This window comes from Micromonospora sp. URMC 106, from assembly GCF_051386395.1.
GTDB lineage: Bacteria > Actinomycetota > Actinomycetes > Mycobacteriales > Micromonosporaceae > Micromonospora.
Genome location: NZ_JBPQTP010000134.1, coordinates 1 through 17,140, shown reverse-complemented (window position 1 = coordinate 17,140; position 17,140 = coordinate 1). Strand labels below are relative to the sequence as shown.

Sequence of the window (17,140 nt, the reverse complement as noted above, 5' to 3'; positions counted from 1 at the left end):
GGCCCGACGGGCGCGGGCCCGACCGGCGCCGGCCGCCGCGTCTGGTCGAGCCCGCCGGCCGGTCGGCCGGCGGCCGGCGGGGGCCAGGACCCGCGGCCGCGGGGCGTCGATGGCTGACCGGCGGGCGCAGCTGGTCACCCGGGTCCGGGGCATGCTCGGCGAGGCCCTCGGCGCGACCCGGACCCGGCTGTCGACGGCGCAGGCCGAGCTGACCACGGCCCGGGAGCGGCTGGCGAAGGTGCGGCGGGCCGCGGCGGTCGTGCCGGAGCGGGTGGGCGCGCAACGGGACCGCCGGTTGGCCGAGATCGACGAGCGGCACGCGGCGCGGATCGCCGAGCTGGCCCGCCGCGCCGCGGACGCCGCGCTGCGGGAGGCCCCCGGCGCCGCGTCCGCCGACTGGGCGCGGTGGCGCCCGACCCCGGCGCGGCGGGCGGAGCCGCCGGGCCCGCTGCGGATCGGCACGGTACGCATCCCGGGCGCGGAACCGGTGCCGGCGCTGGTGCCGCTGCTCGACGCCGGCCACGTGGAGCTGACCGGCGACGACCGGGAGGGCTGCGAGGCGGTGGTGTCGGCGCTGCTGCTGCGCGCCGTCGGCCGCGCCGACCCGGGCACCGTCCGGCTGGTCGGCTACGACCCCGACCACCTGGGCGGCGGCCTGGCCGGCTTCGCCCCGCTCGGCACCGCGGGACTGCTCACCTTCGTCGGCCCCGGAGGGTTGGCCCGGCTGCTGGATGACCTGGTGGAGCAGATCCGCCGGATCAACGAGACGGTGCTGGCCGGGGAGCACAGCTCGCTGCGCGAGCTGGCCGCCGCCACCGGCCGCCGCCCGGAGCCGTGGCGGGTGGCGGTGCTGCTGGGCGGGGACGAGCTGTCCCGGCACGAGCGCGGCCAGCTCGACCGGGTCGTCCGCACCGGGGCCGCCTGCGGCGTGCACCTGCTGGTCCGGGGCGTGTCGTTGCCCGACGACCGGACGGTGACCCGGGTGACGGTCGACCGGGACGGCGCGCGCATCGGCGGGCTGCGGGTCCGGCTCGACCCGCCGCCGCCCGCGCCCCTGGTCACCGAGACCTGCCGGGAGGTGGCGGCGCGGGTGAACGCCGGCCCCGCCCCGACCCCGTTCACCGACCTGCTGCCACCGCCGGAGCAGATGTGGCGGGAGGATTCCGCGACCGGGCTGACCGCCCCCATCGGCGAGGGGCCGCACGGCCGGCCGGTGCTGCTCACCCTCGGCGACTACCCGCCGCACGCGCTGATCGGCGGCCCGTCCGGCACCGGGAAGACGAACCTGATCTTCGCCTGGATCGGCGCGCTGGCCGCCCGCTACTCCCCCGCCGAACTGGAGTTCTACCTGCTGGACTTCAAGGAGGGGGTCTCCTTCGCCCGGTTCGCCCAGGGCCGGCGCGACCCGAGCTGGCTGCCACACATGCGGCTGGTGGGGATCAACGTCAACACCGACCGGGAGTTCGGCCTGGCGCTGCTGCGTTTCCTCGCCGAGGAGCTGCGCCGGCGGGCCGACGCCGCGAAGAAGCACGAGGTCACGAAGCTCGCCGAGCTGCGCGCGGTCGACCCCACGGGGCACTGGCCGCGGATCGTGGCGGTGGTCGACGAGTTCCAGATGCTGCTGGCCGGGCGGGACGTGGTCGCGCGGGAGGCCGCCGACCTGCTGGAGGACCTGGCCCGGCGCGGCCGGTCCCAGGGCATCCACCTGGTGCTCGCCTCGCAGGACGTGCGCGGCATCGAGGCGCTGTGGGGACGGCCTGCCCTGGTCGCCCAGTTCACGCTGCGCATCGCGTTGCCCAAGGCGCTGCGGATCCTCGCCGAACGCAACGACGCCGCCCAGTCGCTGCCCCGCCACCACGCGGTCGTCAACGCCGAGTCGGGCATGGCCGAGGGCAACCAGATCGCCCGGATCCCGTCGGCCAGCGACTGGGAGACGTGGAGCGAGCTGCAGCACCGGCTGTGGCGGATGCGCCCGCAGGACGCCGCCCCGGCCCGGCTCTTCGACGGCGACGCGATCCCCCGCCTCGCCGACGCGCCGGACTTCCGCGCGCTCACCGCCCCGCAGGCCGGTCACCCGCGGACGCCGGTCGCGCTGCTCGGCGAGATCATCGACGTGCAGGCCCGCTCGGCGGCGCTGCGGCTGCCCCGGGCCCCCGGGCGCAACCTGGCGGTGCTCGGCACCCGGGTGGACGAGGCGTGCGCCGTGCTCGACGCGGCGGCCCGCTCGCTGGCCCGGCAACACCGCCCCGGCACGGCCCGGTTCTCCATCGCGTGCCTCGACCCGGACGCCGACCCGGCCGCCCGGGCCCTCTACGAGGACCTCGCCGACGACGCCGCCTGGTACGACGAGGAGACCGTCGGCGAGCTGATGGCCGAGACCGCCGAAGGGCTCGGCGCGTCGGGCGTCCCGCACTACCTGCTGCTGTTCGCCGTGGACGCGGCGGCCGGGGCGCTCGGGGCGCGGGTGGGTCGGCGTACCGGGCTGGAGGAGCTGCGCCGGATCCTGCACGACGGGCCGGAACGGCGTACCCACGTGCTGGCCTGGTGGCGGGGCGTCGCCCGGATGCGGGCCGACCTGGGCGGGCCGGCGGCGCGGACGGACCAGATCGGCGCCTGGGTGGCGCTGGACGCCCACGGCGGCGAGCTCGGCTCGTCGCTCTATCCGGGCGCGGGCGGCCCGGACTGGTACCCCCGCCCGTGGCGCGGGCTGTTCTTCGACCGGGCGGTGCACCGCACCGGCCAGGTGATCATCCCCTACGGACCGTCGCGATGAACGAACCGGTGACCAGTGAGACGTACGCGGCACAGCTACGGCGGCTGGCCGAGCTGACCGCGCGGGTGCGCGCCCAGCGGGCCGAGGCGCACGCCTGGCACGCGCAGCAGTGCGCCGCCGCCGAACGGGCGGTCGCCGACGCGGAGGCGGAGGTCGCGCGCGCCGAGCGGGAGCTGGTGGACGCGCGGGAGCTGCAGGAGCGGGTGGACGCCGAGGCCGCCCACCTGTGGCAGCAGCTGCGCGGCCGGCTGGGCGGGGGCGGCCGCCGGGCGGGCGGGCCGCCGGCCCCGGTGCCCGGTGCCACGGCCGACCCGGTGACGCTGCTGGCCGGCGTGCGGGACCTGCTGGACCGTACCCGCCAGCCCGGTGACCTGCCGGGCTCGGTCAACCCGCTGCTGGCGCTGTGCGGGGTGGCCGGCGCCGTGCTCGCGTACGCCCTGGGTGGCGCGGCCCGGGCGGCGGGCGACCGGTACGGTGGCGAACTCGCGGTCGGGCTGCCCGTGCTGGCCCTGGTGGTGACCCTGCTCGGCCCGCTGGTCGGCCTGGTGCCGGCGAAGGTGCTGGCCGACCGCCGGCACGCCGTGCTGGGCCCCCGCCCGGTCGCCGTGGTCCTCGTCGCCGGGCTGCTCACCACGGTCCTGCTGCTGGCCCTCGCCCGCTGACCCCGCGCCGGCGTCGGCGCGGGATGGGCGCGGCGTCAGGCGGGGCGGGCCCGGCATCGGCGCGGCGTCTGCAGGAACACCGGCACCCGGGCGGCGGCAGGCGGGCCCGGCGTCGGCGCGGCGTCAGGCGGGGACGGCCACGGCCTCCCTGAGCAGGCGGCGGGCCAGCGTGATCCGGTCGGCGTCGTCGTCCAGGCCCGGGAGGTCGCCGACCCGGGTGGCCTCGGCGGTGAGCAGGGCGCGCACGGCCGGCGCGCACGACGCGGGCAGGGTGATGGTGCGGTCGAACAGGCGCAGCGCCACCCGGTCCCCCTGCGGGGCGAGCTGCCAGCGCAGGCCCGGGCGCGGGGCGAGCCGGGTGTCGGCGTCCAGCGCGTCCAGCGCGGCGGCCTGGGCCAGAGGGCGGATCGGCGCCGGTCGGGCGGCCGGCCAGGCGCGCTGGCGCAGCCGGGCGGCCACGGTCGCCGGGTCGGCCCGCAGCAGCCAGTCCCGCAGCGCCTCGACCGTCTCGGTCAGCTCCGGCTCGATCGCGTCCGGGTCGGCGACGTCGGTGCCGAACGGCAGCGTGGCGCGCAGCCGCTGGTCCTCGGCCGCTAGGGCGAGCAGCTCCTCGACCAGCGCGTACCGGGTCAGCGCCCGGACGCCGACGGTCAGGTGCAGTGAGCTGGACTCCTGCGCCTGCGCGCTGTGCAGCCAGCCGCGGGGCAGGTAGAGGGCGTCGCCGGGGGCGAGCACCACGTCGAGCGCGGGCGGCCCGTCGGCGGTGGCGGAGACCTCGTCGGCCCGGCCGCCCCAGGTCTGCTTCTCCAGCGGGTCCGGCAGCACGGGCGGGTGGATCCGCCAGTGCTTGCGGCCGTCGACCTGTAGGACGAAGACGTCGTGGGTGTCGTAGTGGGTGGCGAACCCCTGGCTGCCGGCGGGGGTGAGGTAGGCGTTGACCTGCAACGGCTGCCCGACCGCCGCGCCGAGGTCGCGGGCGAAGTCGATCAGGGCCGGCCAGGTGCGGTGCAGGCCCTGCAACACCAGGGTGGCCCCGTCGGCGTACAGCTCCAGCACCCGCTCGTCGAGGACCTGGTCGCCGATCTCGGCGCCGGCGCCCCCGCCGCCGGTGAAGCGCGCCGCGGGCACGAGCTGGCCGTCCTTGGCGATGCGCAGGAAGGGCGTACGCAGGCCGCGCCGGCTGAGCAGCTCGTCGGCGTCGGCGGGGCTGAGCAGGTCGGTGAACCCGGCGGGATTGGGCAGTTCGTCGGCGCGGGACAGCAGCGGCGTGCGTCCCCAGTGGGCGGCGGCGAACTTCGCCGGCTCGACCGACACGCAGCGCGTCAGCGCGGCCGTGGACGCGGACGGAGCCGCCGGGCGGCCGCGGCCGCCCGGCGGGTCGATGTGGGTCACGGCGATCCGTCAGGCGGCGCTGCCGTCGGCGCCGCCGTCCTGCTGGCCCGGGGTGGCGCCGCCGTCGGCCGGGCCCTCCGCGCCACCGTCGGCGCCGCCGTCCTGCTGGCCGGGGGTCGCGCCGCCGTCGGCCGGGCCCTCCGCGCCCCGGTCGGCGCCCCGGTCCGCGCCGCGCTCGGCACCGCGGTCGGCACCACCGTCGGCGCCGCCGTCCTGCTGGCCGGGGGTCGCGCCGCCGTCGGCCGGGCCCTCGGGGCCGCCACCGCCGGTGGTCTGCATGTCGTCGTCGTTGAGTGCCATCGGTGCTCCCTCGGATGTGCCGCCCCGCCGTGCGCCGGGGTCCGTCGTGCAGCGGGTGGTACCCCACACGCGATCTTCTCTAACCCCACCGTAGACGCCCGCTCCGGCTCATACCGGCGGTTCGCCGTGCCCGGTCGGGCAGGTCAGGCCGTACGGCAGGGGGCGCCGTTGAGCGTGAACGCCGACGGCGACGGGTTGGTGCCGCCGTGGGTGCCCTGGAACCCGAAGCTGACCGTGCCGCCGGCGGGGATGGCCGCGTTCCAGCTCGCGTTGCGGGCCTCGACCCGGTCGCCGTTCTGGGTGACCGTGGCGTTCCAGGCGTTGGTCACCCGCTGGCCGGCGGAGAGGCCGAAGGCGACGGTCCAGCCGGCGACCGGCGTCGCGCCGTCGTTGCGGACGCGCACCTCGGCGGTGAAGCCGTTGTTCCACGAGTTGGGCACGTAGGTGACGGTGCAGCCGCTGCCCGGCGCGGGCGTGGTCGGGGCGACGCCGCCGCCGAGCGCCTCGGCCACCGCCTGGTACGCCGGCTTGGGCGCGTAGTTGTCGTCCCAGATCAGCGCGGCGCCCTGGCCGGGGAAGACTGACGGGATCCAGGAGTACTTGTCGGTGATCCCCCAGGTGGTGACGCCGGCGCACCGGGTGACCGCGAGGCAGGCGTTGACGACCCGCTTGTAGTCGGCGGCCTGGGCCGCCAGGTTGGCCGCGGTGGCGGGGGTCGGCATCCGGATGTCCAGCTCGGTGATGCGCACGTCGACGCCGAGGTCGGCGAAGCGCTGCAGGTTGGCCTGCATGTCGCCGGGTACCTGCCCGACGATCAGGTGCGCCTGGAAGCCGACGCAGTCGATCGGCACCCCCCGGGCCTTGAAGTCGCGGACGAGGTTGAGGATCGCGGTGCTCTTCGCGTTCACCCCGTCGGTGCTGTAGTCGTTGATGCACAGCTTCGCGGCGGGGTCGGCGGCGCGGGCCGCGCGGAACGCCTCCTCGATCCAGCCGTCGCCGATGCGCTGCTGGAAGACGCTGTCGCGCCGGCCGCCGGACCCGCCGTCGGCGAACGCCTCGTTGACCACGTCCCAGGCGACCACCTTGCCCCGGTAGTGCCCGGCCACGCCGGCGATGTGGGCGCGCATCGCCGCCAGCAGGTCCGGCCCGGGCAGGTCGGCGGCCCAGCCCGGCAGCTGGGTGTGCCAGACGAGGGTGTGCCCGTACAGCTTCTTGCCGCCGGCGGCGGCGTAGGCGGCCACGGCGTCACCCTGGGCGAAGCTGAACTGGCCGCGGGTGGGCTCGGTGGCGTCCCACTTCATCGCGTTCTCGGCGACCACCAGGTTGAACTCGGCGTCGGCGACCTGCCGGTACGGGGCCTCGGCGAGCCGGTTGGGGTCGATGGCGACGCCGATGTCGCGGCCCTTGGCGTCGGCCAGGCTCTTCAGGGTGGTGGCCGCCTCGGCGGCGTCGGGCCGGCTGATGCCGTGGCCGACGGCGAGGACGGTGCCGGCGACCAGGACGGCGGCCAACAGCGCCGGTCGGATCCGACCGGCTCGGTGGTGGTGGTGGGTGCGCATGCGGTCCCTGTCCTTCGTCGGGCCGCCCGGAGGGGGCGGCGGTGGGCGACGTCGGTCGATGGGAGCGCTTCCACATGCTGGCATCCCTCCCACCGCCCGTCAACCGCCCGCGCCACGGCCCGACGGGAGCGGGGGCGGCGGAGCGGCGCCGGCGGTGGCAGGATGATCGGGTCGACGAGGAGGTGGCGATGACCGAGGGACCGGGGCCGCTGGAGCCGGTGACCGAGCAGTGGCAGCGCGCCCTGGCGATCGTGGCGCACCCCGACGACCTGGAGTTCGGCGCCGCCGCCGCCATCGCGCGCTGGACGGCGCAGGGCAAGCAGGTCGCCTACTGCCTGGTCACCAGCGGCGAGGCGGGCATCGACGGGATGCCGCCGGCGCAGGCGCGCCAGGTGCGGGAGCGGGAACAGCGGGAGTCCGCCGCGCTGGTCGGGGTGGACACGGTGGAGTTCCTCGGCCTGCCCGACGGCGTCCTGGAGTACGGCGTGCCGCTGCGCCGGGAACTGGCCGCGGTGGTCCGCCGGCACCGCCCCGAGATCGTCATCACCACCAACTTCCGCGACACCTGGGACGGGGCGTACGCGCTGAACCAGGCCGACCACATCGCCACCGGCCGGGCGGTGCTGGACGCGGTCCGCGACGCCGGCAACCGCTGGATCTTCCCCGAGCAGCTCACCGGCGGCGTCGAGCCGTGGAACGGCGTGCGCCAGGTCTGGGCCGCCGCCTCCCCGCTCGCCGCGCACGGGGTGGACGTCACCGACACCTTCGCGCGCGGAGTGGCCTCGCTGAAGGCGCACGAGGCGTACCTGACCGGGCTGGGCGACGGCAGCTTCGACGCCGAGGAGTTCCTCGAAGGACTGGGCCGGCCCGCCGGCGCCCGGCTCGGCGTCCGCTACGGCGCCGCGTTCGAGGTCTTCCGCTTCGACCTCTGGTAGGGCGGACCGCGATGATCATGCTCGGCACCTCGGGCTGGCAGTACCGCGACTGGCGGGGCCGCTTCTATCCCGCCGGGCTGCCGCAGCGCCGCTGGCTGGAGCACTTCGCCGACCGGTTCGCCACGGTCGAGGTGAACAACGCCTTCTACCGCCTGCCCGAACGGGACACCTTCGCCGCCTGGCGGGCGCGTACGCCGGACGACTTCTGCGTGGCGGTGAAGATGAGCCGCTACCTCACCCACGTCAGGCGGCTGCGCGACCCGGCCGAGCCGGTGGCCCGGTTCCTGGGTCGGGCCACCGCGCGCGGCGACCGGCTCGGCCCCGTGCTGTTGCAGCTGCCGCCCAACCTGCCCGCCGACCCGGCGGCGCTGGACGCCACGCTGCGGCTCTTCCCCGCCGACGTGCGGGTCGCGGTGGAGCCGCGCCACCCGTCGTGGTGGACCGACGCCACCCGGGCCGTGCTGGAGCGGCGGCGGGCGGCGCTGGTCTGGGCCGACCGGCTCGGCCGGCCCGTCGCGCCCCGCTGGCGCACCACCGACTTCGGCTACCTGCGACTGCACGAGGGGCGGGCCCGCCCGTGGCCCCGGTACGGCCGCGCCTCGCTGGCCTCCTGGGTGCGTCGGCTCGCCGACGGCTTCGGCGACGACGAGCCGGCGTACGTCTACTTCAACAACGACCCCGGCGGCGCCGCCATCGTGGACGCCACCGCCTTCGCGGCGCTCGCCCGGCGGGCCGGCCGGTCGGTCAGCCGGGTCCCCGCGGCGCCGGGCGGCGACCCCGCGCCGGCCGGTGCCGCGCCGCCGGCCGGCCCGGGGTAGGCCCGGCCCGACGACGTGCGGCCCGTCCCACCGGCCGGTGGAACGGGCCGTCGCGCGTGCCGCCGCGTCAGGGAATGATGTTCGCCAGGTCCCGGGGCATGGTGGCCTTCACGTCCTCCCACTCGCCCTGGGTCACGTGCCGGCGAAGCGTGTCCAGCACCACCTGCACCACGCGCTCCGGGCCCCCCTCCACGTCGTACGGGAAGCCCTGCCGGACCTCCAGCAGGAAGTCGTCCCGGTTGAGCTTGATCGGCACGTCCGACGGCTTCCAGCCGTCGAAGTAGATCCCCCGCACCAGCACCGGCAACTGCGCGGAGAACTCGACGCTCTCCTGCACCGGCATCCGGTCCCGCAACAGGTGCAGCACCGTGCGCAGCGCGCAGTAGGACTGGTTGCGTTGCTCCTTCGGCCAGCCGTATGCCTGCTCGATGTCCTTGAGGATCAGGTTCGTCTTGTCCATCGAGGACTCGAACGCCGAATGCAACTGCTCAGCCATCTGTCCACCCCCGTACGTCGGTCTCCCACCGTCGGTCGTCGTCACGTCGCGGCGGCCCCACCGGGCCGCGCGGCTGTCGGGTCGGGCTGACCCGGCTGGCGCGCGGCACCGACCGGGCATCGCCGGACGACCCGACGACGTGCAGCACGGCGCCGCGTCGTCGATCCGGTACCACCCGAACCGTCATCTCCAGCCACCTCCGTGGTGTCGGTTCCGCGGTCGCGGTCGACCGCACGCACCGTCCATGCTGCGCGGCGGCGGGGTGAGCGGGCCTCACCCGGACGGGATGAGAAACCCGCCGCGGCTCAGCCGGCGTCGAGCAGCCCGGCGAGGGTGGCGGCGTTGGTCTGGGCGTAGTCCCGGTAGCAGTTGTTCATCAGCACGTGGGTCCGCTCCGTGGCGTCGGCCAGCTCGCGCAGCTTCGGCGCCCAGTCGCGCAGCTCCCGGTCGGAGTAGCGGTAGCCGAACTTCTCGTGGATGTCCTTGCTGGTCCACTTGTCGCTGTGCCCGTGGAAGCGGACGACCGCAAGGTCCGCGGTGGCGGCCAGCACCGGGGGCACCGACGAGCGGTGCCCCTGCGGCATGTCCACGCAGACGTACGCCAGCCGGTGCTGGCGCAGGAAGGCGAGGGTCTCGTCGGCGTTGTCACCGTCGAACCAGGACGCGTGCCGGAACTCGTAGACCGGGCGCAGCGGGGCGCAGCGCTTCGCCACCTCCAGCAGGTACTGCTTGTTGTCCCGCTTGATGGTGAACCAGGGCGGGAACTGGAACAGCAGCGCGCCGAGCTTGCCCGCCTCGACCAGCGGGTCCAGGGCGCTGAGGAACCTCGTCCAGACCTCCTCGTACGCCTGCGGCCGCAGGTCGTCGGGGTAGAGGTTCTTCTTCTCCGTGTCCGGCCGGAGCTCCTTGTAGAGCGCGCTGACCCGGGTCGGATGCCCGGTGAGCAGGCTGAACGCCTTGACGTTGAAGGTGAAGCCGGGCGGGGTGCGCTCGGCCCACAGTCGCGCCGTCCGCTCGGCCGGCGGCGAGTAGTAGGTGGCGTCCACCTCGACCAGCGGGAACCGGCGGGCGTAGTACGCCAGCCGCTTCTCGGGCGTGTCGGCGGTCCGCGGGTACCAGCCGGAGTCCAGCAGCGTGCGGTCGGTCCAGGAGGCGGTGCCCACCTTGATCTCACCCATGGGTGGAGTCCACCGCGTCCCGGACCGACCGGCAACCGCTCGCGTCAGGCCGCCCGGCGCTCCCGGTTCTGCTTGCACTGCACGCAGGTGGTGGCGGACGGGAAGATCTCCAGCCGCTCGACCGGGATGGCCGCGGAGCAGCCCTCGCAGAAGCCGTAGGTGCCCTCCTCCAGCCGGGTGAGGGCGTGCTCGAACTGGGCGCGGCGGTCGAGGATGGTGCGCAGCAGGGACTGCGCGGTGTCCCGCTCCGCCGTCTTGGTGCCGCTGTCGGCCTGGTCGTCGCCGGCGGTGTCGCCGACCTCCACCAGCCGCAACACCTGGCTCTGCAGCACCGCCTGCTCGTACTCCGCGGACAGCTCGTCGTAACGGGCCTGCAGGGAGCGCCGGATCTGGTCGATCTCCGCCTGGGATCGGCCCGTACCGACCTTGTCGTGGACGAGCATCGCTGCCTGCCTTTCTGGGCCTCGAGGTCCGCCGGGGCACCGGTACGTGGGCCCGGGCTGTGGTCGTCTGCGCGCGGGCGGATCACCCGTGCTCTGTGAGCCGGCCGAATACCCCGGCCCGCCGATGATCAAACCGGCGATTTTTCCGGACGTCGCGGCGGTCAGGAGGACACCGCGGACTCCACCAGTGCCGGGTGGCGGGGGTCGTCGGCGCGGACCACGACGTCGGCGAAGGAGGCCGGGGCCACCTCGTCGGCGTACCGGGCGAAGGCGGGCAGCGTCCACCGCAGCGCCGGGTCGGTGCGCCGGGCCAGGGCCGCCGGGGAGAGCTCCAGGTGGACCGTGACGTCGAAGGGCAGGCCGCCGCCGAGCAACAGCGCCCCGCTGACCAGCAGGACGCCGCCGGGCGGCAGGTCGACGTACGCGGCGCGGCTGGCCCGGTCGGCGCGGGCGTCCCAGAGGGAGGGCAGCACCCGCCCGGAGCCGCCCGGCCCGGCCGGGTCGAGCACCTCGCGGCGCAGCCCCGCCTCGTCGACCCAGCCCTCGTAGTACGCGTCGGGGTTGGTCCGGCCGTGCTCGAGGCGGACCGAGGCGGGGCGGAGGAAGTCGTCGGCGCGTACGTGCAGCACGGGTCGGCCGAGCGCGCGCAGCGGGTCGACCAGGGCGGCGGCCAACGCGTCGGGGCCGGCGGCCGGGGCGCCGTCGACGGCCACGCGCAGGCGGCCGGCGGCGTCGGCGCCGGCCAGCCGCTCGGTCAGCTCGGTGACCAGCCGGTCCGGGGAGATGGGACGGATCCGCATCCGACCATCGTGCCTCGTGGGCCGCAGCCGGCCACCGGCCCCCGGCGGTCGCGGGCCCCGGCGGTCGCAGGCCCCGGCGGCCCGGGCCGCCCGGCCCGGAGCGGGAGCGGCGCGGGAACGACACGGGCCCAGCCCTGGCCGAGCGCCGGGTCAGCCGCTGCGGTCGATGGTGACGCGGGCGTCGTCGGCGAGCCGGTAGCCGACGCCGTAGACGGTGGTGACCAGCGGGACGTCGACGCCGACCTTGCCGCGCAGGCGGCGGACGTGCACGTCGACGGTGCGCACCCCGGCGTGCTCGTAGCCCCAGACGGCGTTGAGCAACTGCAGCCGGGTGAACACCCGGCGAGGATGGGCGACCAGGTGCAGCAGCAGGTCGAACTCCAGCCGGGTCAGTGGCAGCGGCTCGCCGTCGCGCAGCACGGAGCGGGACGAGGCGAGGATGTGCAGGGCGGGGATCGTGGGAGCGGCGACCTGGCGCGACGGCGGCCGACCGGCCGGCACCGGGTCGGGGCGGCGCTCGGCGGTGGCCGTGGTGATCGTCCCCTCGCCGCGTTCGAGCAGCTCGCGGGCGGCCTCCAGCAGCCGACGGGCGGGTGGGGTCAGCGACTCCTCGCAGGCCAGCGGGATGTTCAGGGTCACCGTGAGCATCGGGGCGGCGGTGTTGGCGGGACGGCGCTGGCCGCCGGGGGGCCGACCGGGAACAGCGGGCTGGGACGTATGCCATCCGGCGCGCGACGAGGCGGGGCTGACCGACATGGTCCTCCTTGGCTGGTCCGGGTATCTCCCCACGGCCCGGGACGCCGCTTCATCGATGCTTCCCGGCGCCGGTGCGAGGGTCAAGGGGCGGCTGCGTTGCATGAATGTGACAATTGACGAACACATCGGAGCCAAACGCTCGCTCTGCGTACGAAGCCTGATGATTACAGCAGAGCCGCCGGGTTGACCCGATACGGGGGGTACCCGTCCGGTTCACATTCGTCGAGGCCGAGGCGGACCCGTCCGGATCAACGTGGCCCACGTCGGCGCCATGGGCAGCCGGGCACGCTCCCACGTGTGCCACATGCCGCACGACGCCGCAACAGGTCCTGCCCGCCGCCCGCCCGTAGCCTCCTGCACCTCGTGTTCGCTCGTGACGGCACAGGTCAGAGGGAGTCGGCGACCACCGGAGTCGTGGTCCGCCACGCGCCCCAGCTCGACCCTTCGTCCCGACGCTTGTTACGTTCGGCCCATGATCGACAACGGTGCCGCAGTCGAGTGGGTGCTCGCGCACGGTGACGAGTCCGACGGGCACCGGCTGGCGACGGTGCTGACCGGGGTGTGGCCGGCACCGCTGCACGTGGCGGACGCGTTGTTCGCCGACCAGACTCCCGAGGGCGGTTTCCCGGCCCCCTGGTCAGCCGGCGCCCCCTCCGTGGCGGCGACGTGCGACCGGCTCGCCCGGATCATCGAGTTGGACCTGCGGTACAGCTCACGGGCGGACCGTTGCGCCGACTGGCTCGCCGCGCTGGTCCCGCCGGACGGCACGGTGCGCTCCGCCGTGGACACCGGGCACTTGCCGTCGCAGGACCCGCTCTACCTGACCGCCAACGTCGGCTGGTGCCTGGCGGTCGTGGACCGGCCCGAAGCGGCCGGGCGGGCCGCCCGGGCGGTGCGCGACGCCGTCGCAGCCTCAGGTGCCTGGCCGACGTGCCTCACCACCACCTGGCTCGCCGCCGCCCTGCTGTGGGCGGTGGGGCTGTGCGAGGAGGCGGACCAGGGGCTGGACATCCTGGCGCGGCGGCTGCTCGACGCGCCCCCGGCCGACGTCGCCCACGCCGGGTGCGCTCTGCGGGCGGCGTTGCTGCCCTCGGGCCATCCCGTGCTTGCCGCCGTGGTCCGGCGGCTCACCACCACCCAGCGCCCGGACGGCTCGTGGCCGGTCGACGGTCCTCTTGCCGAGCAGGTGGCGGTCGCCATCACCGCGATAGGCGCCGTCGCCGGCCTGGTGTGAACCGCGTCCGCCGCCGCGACCCTCGGGGAGCGGGGCTGTCCAGCCCGGCGACGCCATCGGCGAGGTCACCGCTGACGGGCGTCGAGCCCTCCCACCCCAGCGGCTCGGCAAGCGTGCGCCTCGCCACGTACCTGGGCACCCGGTTCAGCCGAGTAGGCGCTTTTCGTCGACCTCGGTTGCCGGGTGTCCGTCACCGTCCCCGGTCGACCTCGATCCGGGCCTCGTCGGCCAGACGGTAGCCGACACCGTGGACGGTGGTGACCAGCGGCGTGTCGGCGCCGAACTTGGCGCGCAGCCGGCGGACGTGCACGTCGACGGTGCGGGCCACCGCGTGCTCGTAGCCCCACACGTTGGCGAGCAACTGGAGGCGGGTGAAGACCCGGCGGGGCCGCTCGGCCAGGAACAGCAGCAGGTCGTACTCGATGCGGGTCAGCGCCACCGCCCGGGCGCCGTGGTGGACGACCCGCGGCCCGGCGAGGATCCGGATCGCGTCGGAACGCCCGGCGTCCGGGGCGGGATCGGGGTCCGCGCCAGCCGCGGCCGGGCCGGGGCCCGCGACGGCCGGGACGGGGCCGGGCGCCGCCGGCGGTGCCTCGGCGGCGGCCGGGCGGACCCGACCCTCCCCCGACTCGGCGAGCTCGCCGATCAGCTCCAGCAGCCGGGCCAGGCGAGGGCTCAGCGGGCCGGGGGCGACGTCGAGGGTGATGGTGACGGTCGGTACGGAGCGCGGACGCACCGGGCCGGGGCGGCCGGCCGGCTGGGATCGAGGGGTGAGGGCGACGACGGACATGGAGCCTCCTGGGGCGGCGGTGCCGCCACGCCCGGTGGGGCGCGACGGTCAGGACGGCGCCCGGCCGGCGGTCACCGGGGGCGCGGACGTGGACGGACGCTGTGGCGGGGTGGGGCCGAGGACGGGCAGGCCGGCGAGTCGCCAGGCGACGAAGCCGCCGACGACGTCGGTGGCGCGGTGCAGCCCGAGGTCCCGCAGAGCGGCGGCGGCCAGCGAGGAGGTGTAGCCCTCCTGGCAGATGACCACCACCGGCAGGTCGTAGCCGACCGCCTGGGGCAGCCGCGCCGGGCAGCGCGGGTCGAAGCGCCACTCCAGCACGTTGCGTTCGACCGCCAGCGAGCCCGGGACGGTGCCGTGGGCGGCCCGCTGGGCGGCCGGGCGGATGTCGACCAGTAGCGCCCCGCCGCGACAGGCGAGGTGCGCCCGCTCGGGATCCAGCCGGTCGAGCCGTGCCCGGGCGGCCGCCAGGATCTCGTCGATGCCCCGGGAGCCCGGCGGCGCCGGGGCCGGACAGGCGTGCGGGTCGGTCTGCGGCATGGTCGTTCCCTCCGGTGATTGGTGACGGTCGGTCGAGCGGGTCGGTGGGGCGCTCACCAGGCGACCCCGGCCTCGGCCACCTCGGCGGCACGGAGCCGGCCGTCGGCGAGCAGGTAGCGGGTCATCCGGCGCAGGGCGGGGCGGTAGACGTGGACGCTCACGGCCGGCTCGTCGCCCCGGTTGGTCACCACGTGCACGTGCCGGGGCCCGAAGCGACGGCCGGAGCCGGCGGCCAGGTGGTGCGGGCGCAGCCGGCCGCCGCTGACGGTCTCCTCGGTGAGCACGCCGGCCAGGACGAGGAACGCGCCGCTCGAACCACCGTGGTCGTGCAGATCGGTGCCCTGGCCGGGCAGCCAGCTCAGCGCCCACACCTCGTGGTCGGCGGTGTGGTCGAGCCGGGCGTACCACCGGGAGATCGGGTCGAAGCGCGGCGGCACCGGCCAGCGGCCCGGTGCGGCGGCCCAGGACCGGGCGACGGCGAGCAGGTCGGGCTGGCGAGGGTCGAGCATGGCGGTCCTCTGGGGTGCGGCGGTGGGCGTGGCCTCAGCTTAGCCTGTAAAGCCTATGGGTTTAGTAGGTAATTCCGCATGCCGAGACGGGCGGGTCCACAGTCGGCCGATCAGCGGCGGACCGGCGGCTCCACCCGGTAGCCCGGGACCGACGGCCAGCGGACGGTCAGCACGACCGACTCGCGCTCGGCGTACCAGGAGTGGTCCACGCCGCGCCCCCACACCACGTAGTCGCCGGGCTCGCGCAGCACCACCGTCCGGTCCGGCAGCTCGACCCGGAACCGCCCGCCGAGCAGCACCAGCAGGGCGGTCCGCCGCTCCCCGGTGGCCCACCGGGAGCGCGCCTCCCCGGCCGGGTGCACCCCCCACTTGACCTCGACGTCGGTGCTGTGCCGCACGTCGCCCGCCGGCATGAAGTGCCCGAGCAGCCAGCCCGCGTTCGTCGCCCCGTCCACGCCCGCGTTGCCCACGTACACCGTGTCGTCCATCGCCCCTCCCCCAGCACGCCGGCCGAGCAACGTACCAGGCGACCGGCCGACTAACCTGGACCGGTGAGCGAGGAACTCGACGCCGAGACGCTGGCGTTCGCGCACCGGATGTTCGACCTCGCGCGCGACGGCGCGACCGACGAGCTGGCCGGGTGCGTCGACGCGGGGTTGCCGGTCGACCTGACCAACGACAAGGGCGACACCCTGCTGATCCTGGCGGCCTACCACGCCCACCCGGAGACCGTCGCCGCGCTGCTGGCCCGGGGCGCCGACCACAGCCGCACCAACGACCGGGGGCAGACCGCGCTGGCCGCCGCAGCCTTCCGCAGCAGCGGCGACGCGGTCCGGGCGCTGCTCGCCGCCGGTGCCGACCCGCACCACGGCAGCCCGTCGGCGGTGGAGACGGCCCACTTCTTCGACCTGCCCGAGATGCTCGCCCTGCTGGCCGGTCCGCCGGCCGGCTGACCGCGTCGCCCCGCGCGGCGGCGCCCCGCCCGGTATACAGAGGCGGTGGAAGATCCGCTGCCCGAGCAGATGCGCACCGCCGGCACGGCGCTGCTGGCCGCGCTGGACGAGCCCGCCCGCGCCCGCGCCGCCCACCGGTTCGACGACGAGCAGGCCCGGCGCTGGCTGGAGTACCGTCCCCGGCCCCGGCCCGGGGTGTGCCTGGCCGACCTCGACCGCGCCGGGCGCAAGGCCGCGCACCGGCTGCTGGCCACCGCGCTGAGCCCGCCGGCGTACGCGCAGGCGATGGCGATCGTCGCGCTGGAGGAGGTGCTGGACCGGGCGGAGGGCTGGCGGCGGGGCCGGCACAGCGGCGACTACTGGGTGGCCGTCTTCGGCGACCCGGCCCGCGACGACGCGTGGGCGTGGCGGCTGGAGGGGCACCACCTCTCGGTGAGCATGACCGTGGTGGCCGACCAGGTCTCCCCCGCGCCGATCTTCTTCGGCGCCAACCCGGCCACCGTCCGGTACGCCGGCCGCCCGGTCTCCAGGCCGCTGGGCGTCGAGGAGGACCTGGCGCGCGCCCTGCTGGACGCCATGGGCCCCGCCGGCCGGGCCGCGGCGATCGTCGCCGACGAGGCGCCCGGGGACATCATCAGCGCGACCCGACCCCGCGTCGACACGCCGCTGGAGCCGCTCGGGGTGCCCGCCGACCGCCTCGGGCCCACCGGCCGGGCGCTGTTGGACCAGCTCGTCGCGCTCTACCTGGACCGGCTCCCGCCCGAGCTGGCGGTCCGGGAGGCGCGCCGGCTCACCGCCGGGGAGCTGCACTTCGCCTGGGCCGGCCCGACCGGCCCCGGCCAGCGCCACTACTACCGGGTGCAGGGCGACGACCTGCTGATCGAGTACGACAACACCACCGACGACGGCAACCACGCGCACACCGTGCTGCGCCGCCCGGCCAGCGACTTCGGCGCGGACGTCCTCGCCGCCCACCACGCCGAGTCCCACCCCACCCACTGACCC

At 76.1% G+C, this 17,140-nt stretch carries 19 protein-coding genes; 7 read left to right on the top strand and 12 right to left on the bottom strand.

Annotated features, from left to right (window positions below; all coding sequences use genetic code 11):
- Positions 1–109 precede the first annotated feature (109 nt).
- Positions 110–2,773: an FtsK/SpoIIIE domain-containing protein gene (locus ACSNOB_RS28395; RefSeq protein WP_436690031.1), complete on the top strand. Its 2,664-nt coding sequence runs from the start codon at positions 110–112 to the stop codon at positions 2,771–2,773.
- Positions 2,770–3,435 carry a hypothetical protein gene (locus tag ACSNOB_RS28390; RefSeq protein ID WP_393107351.1) on the top strand — a complete coding sequence of 222 codons (666 nt, stop codon included), beginning with the start codon at positions 2,770–2,772 and terminating at the stop codon, positions 3,433–3,435. The genes ACSNOB_RS28395 and ACSNOB_RS28390 overlap by 4 nt, the downstream gene beginning before the upstream one ends.
- A gap of 123 nt (positions 3,436–3,558) precedes the next feature.
- Here ACSNOB_RS28390 and ACSNOB_RS28385 read toward each other — a convergent pair whose 3' ends face one another.
- The 3 genes from ACSNOB_RS28385 to ACSNOB_RS28375 all read right to left on the bottom strand — a co-directional run bounded on the left by ACSNOB_RS28385 (position 3,559) and on the right by ACSNOB_RS28375 (position 6,686).
- Complete coding sequence (locus ACSNOB_RS28385) at positions 3,559–4,827, bottom strand: cupin domain-containing protein (protein WP_436690029.1); 1,269 nt, start codon at positions 4,825–4,827, stop codon at positions 3,559–3,561.
- A 9-nt stretch (positions 4,828–4,836) separates the two neighbouring features.
- Positions 4,837–5,127 carry a hypothetical protein gene (locus ACSNOB_RS28380; RefSeq protein ID WP_393107347.1) on the bottom strand — a complete coding sequence of 97 codons (291 nt, stop codon included), beginning with the start codon at positions 5,125–5,127 and terminating at the stop codon, positions 4,837–4,839.
- 143 nt (positions 5,128–5,270) lie between these two features.
- Complete coding sequence (locus ACSNOB_RS28375; RefSeq protein WP_436690027.1) at positions 5,271–6,686, bottom strand: endo-1,4-beta-xylanase; 1,416 nt, start codon at positions 6,684–6,686, stop codon at positions 5,271–5,273.
- A 188-nt stretch (positions 6,687–6,874) separates the two neighbouring features.
- On the opposite strand from ACSNOB_RS28375, the gene ACSNOB_RS28370 reads away from it, so the two are divergent.
- Positions 6,875–7,621: a PIG-L deacetylase family protein gene (locus ACSNOB_RS28370; protein ID WP_436690025.1), complete on the top strand. Its 747-nt coding sequence runs from the start codon at positions 6,875–6,877 to the stop codon at positions 7,619–7,621.
- Positions 7,622–7,632: 11 nt separating this feature from the next.
- Positions 7,633–8,439 (top strand): DUF72 domain-containing protein, encoded by an 807-nt coding sequence (locus ACSNOB_RS28365; protein WP_436690023.1) that lies wholly within the window; start codon positions 7,633–7,635, stop codon positions 8,437–8,439.
- Between the two features lie 67 nt (positions 8,440–8,506).
- Here ACSNOB_RS28365 and ACSNOB_RS28360 read toward each other — a convergent pair whose 3' ends face one another.
- The 5 genes from ACSNOB_RS28360 to ACSNOB_RS28340 form a co-directional block, all read right to left on the bottom strand.
- Positions 8,507–8,935 carry a DUF2267 domain-containing protein gene (locus ACSNOB_RS28360; protein WP_436690021.1) on the bottom strand — a complete coding sequence of 143 codons (429 nt, stop codon included), beginning with the start codon at positions 8,933–8,935 and terminating at the stop codon, positions 8,507–8,509.
- A gap of 305 nt (positions 8,936–9,240) precedes the next feature.
- The gene (locus ACSNOB_RS28355; RefSeq protein ID WP_436690019.1) at positions 9,241–10,113 is read right to left on the bottom strand and encodes a DUF72 domain-containing protein; all 873 of its coding nucleotides are present in this window, start codon (positions 10,111–10,113) and stop codon (positions 9,241–9,243) included.
- Between the two features lie 44 nt (positions 10,114–10,157).
- Positions 10,158–10,556, bottom strand: a complete 399-nt coding sequence (locus ACSNOB_RS28350) for a TraR/DksA family transcriptional regulator (protein WP_091106591.1) — start codon at positions 10,554–10,556, stop codon at positions 10,158–10,160.
- Between the two features lie 161 nt (positions 10,557–10,717).
- Positions 10,718–11,356 carry a uridine kinase gene (locus ACSNOB_RS28345; protein WP_436690017.1) on the bottom strand — a complete coding sequence of 213 codons (639 nt, stop codon included), beginning with the start codon at positions 11,354–11,356 and terminating at the stop codon, positions 10,718–10,720.
- A gap of 150 nt (positions 11,357–11,506) precedes the next feature.
- Positions 11,507–12,112: a winged helix-turn-helix domain-containing protein gene (locus ACSNOB_RS28340; protein WP_436690015.1), complete on the bottom strand. Its 606-nt coding sequence runs from the start codon at positions 12,110–12,112 to the stop codon at positions 11,507–11,509.
- A 472-nt stretch (positions 12,113–12,584) separates the two neighbouring features.
- On the opposite strand from ACSNOB_RS28340, the gene ACSNOB_RS28335 reads away from it, so the two are divergent.
- Positions 12,585–13,346, top strand: coding sequence for a hypothetical protein (locus tag ACSNOB_RS28335; protein WP_436690013.1), 762 nt, complete (start codon positions 12,585–12,587; stop codon positions 13,344–13,346).
- Positions 13,347–13,536: 190 nt separating this feature from the next.
- Here the strand turns inward: ACSNOB_RS28335 and ACSNOB_RS28330 are convergent, their stop codons facing one another.
- From ACSNOB_RS28330 to ACSNOB_RS28315, 4 genes are all read right to left on the bottom strand, one after another.
- Positions 13,537–14,136, bottom strand: coding sequence for a winged helix-turn-helix domain-containing protein (locus tag ACSNOB_RS28330; protein ID WP_436690011.1), 600 nt, complete (start codon positions 14,134–14,136; stop codon positions 13,537–13,539).
- A 48-nt stretch (positions 14,137–14,184) separates the two neighbouring features.
- Entirely contained in the window at positions 14,185–14,673 is a 489-nt protein-coding gene (locus ACSNOB_RS28325; RefSeq protein WP_436690009.1) for a rhodanese-like domain-containing protein, read from the bottom strand.
- Between the two features lie 53 nt (positions 14,674–14,726).
- Positions 14,727–15,182 carry a cysteine dioxygenase gene (locus tag ACSNOB_RS28320; protein WP_436690007.1) on the bottom strand — a complete coding sequence of 152 codons (456 nt, stop codon included), beginning with the start codon at positions 15,180–15,182 and terminating at the stop codon, positions 14,727–14,729.
- A 110-nt stretch (positions 15,183–15,292) separates the two neighbouring features.
- Positions 15,293–15,670, bottom strand: coding sequence for a signal peptidase I (locus ACSNOB_RS28315; protein ID WP_436690005.1), 378 nt, complete (start codon positions 15,668–15,670; stop codon positions 15,293–15,295).
- Between the two features lie 63 nt (positions 15,671–15,733).
- Here ACSNOB_RS28315 and ACSNOB_RS28310 point away from each other — a divergent pair, with 63 nt between their 5' ends.
- Both ACSNOB_RS28310 and ACSNOB_RS28305 read left to right on the top strand, forming a co-directional pair.
- Positions 15,734–16,135 carry an ankyrin repeat domain-containing protein gene (locus tag ACSNOB_RS28310; protein WP_436690003.1) on the top strand — a complete coding sequence of 134 codons (402 nt, stop codon included), beginning with the start codon at positions 15,734–15,736 and terminating at the stop codon, positions 16,133–16,135.
- A 45-nt stretch (positions 16,136–16,180) separates the two neighbouring features.
- Positions 16,181–17,137 carry a DUF3500 domain-containing protein gene (locus tag ACSNOB_RS28305; RefSeq protein WP_436690001.1) on the top strand — a complete coding sequence of 319 codons (957 nt, stop codon included), beginning with the start codon at positions 16,181–16,183 and terminating at the stop codon, positions 17,135–17,137.
- Positions 17,138–17,140: the final 3 nt, after the last annotated feature.

Coding starts and splice junctions, on each gene's coding strand:
- ACSNOB_RS28345 (WP_436690017.1), bottom strand. CDS start 11,356: ATGCGGATCCGTCCCATCTCCCCGGACCGGCTGGTCACCGAGCTGACC.
- ACSNOB_RS28320 (WP_436690007.1), bottom strand. CDS start 15,182: ATGCTCGACCCTCGCCAGCCCGACCTGCTCGCCGTCGCCCGGTCCTGG.
- ACSNOB_RS28365 (WP_436690023.1), top strand. CDS start 7,633: ATGATCATGCTCGGCACCTCGGGCTGGCAGTACCGCGACTGGCGGGGC.
- ACSNOB_RS28360 (WP_436690021.1), bottom strand. CDS start 8,935: ATGGCTGAGCAGTTGCATTCGGCGTTCGAGTCCTCGATGGACAAGACG.
- ACSNOB_RS28380 (WP_393107347.1), bottom strand. CDS start 5,127: ATGGCACTCAACGACGACGACATGCAGACCACCGGCGGTGGCGGCCCC.
- ACSNOB_RS28390 (WP_393107351.1), top strand. CDS start 2,770: ATGAACGAACCGGTGACCAGTGAGACGTACGCGGCACAGCTACGGCGG.
- ACSNOB_RS28330 (WP_436690011.1), bottom strand. CDS start 14,136: ATGTCCGTCGTCGCCCTCACCCCTCGATCCCAGCCGGCCGGCCGCCCC.
- ACSNOB_RS28335 (WP_436690013.1), top strand. CDS start 12,585: ATGATCGACAACGGTGCCGCAGTCGAGTGGGTGCTCGCGCACGGTGAC.
- ACSNOB_RS28350 (WP_091106591.1), bottom strand. CDS start 10,556: ATGCTCGTCCACGACAAGGTCGGTACGGGCCGATCCCAGGCGGAGATC.
- ACSNOB_RS28370 (WP_436690025.1), top strand. CDS start 6,875: ATGACCGAGGGACCGGGGCCGCTGGAGCCGGTGACCGAGCAGTGGCAG.
- ACSNOB_RS28315 (WP_436690005.1), bottom strand. CDS start 15,670: ATGGACGACACGGTGTACGTGGGCAACGCGGGCGTGGACGGGGCGACG.
- ACSNOB_RS28325 (WP_436690009.1), bottom strand. CDS start 14,673: ATGCCGCAGACCGACCCGCACGCCTGTCCGGCCCCGGCGCCGCCGGGC.
- ACSNOB_RS28340 (WP_436690015.1), bottom strand. CDS start 12,112: ATGTCGGTCAGCCCCGCCTCGTCGCGCGCCGGATGGCATACGTCCCAG.
- ACSNOB_RS28355 (WP_436690019.1), bottom strand. CDS start 10,113: ATGGGTGAGATCAAGGTGGGCACCGCCTCCTGGACCGACCGCACGCTG.
- ACSNOB_RS28375 (WP_436690027.1), bottom strand. CDS start 6,686: ATGCGCACCCACCACCACCACCGAGCCGGTCGGATCCGACCGGCGCTG.
- ACSNOB_RS28395 (WP_436690031.1), top strand. CDS start 110: ATGGCTGACCGGCGGGCGCAGCTGGTCACCCGGGTCCGGGGCATGCTC.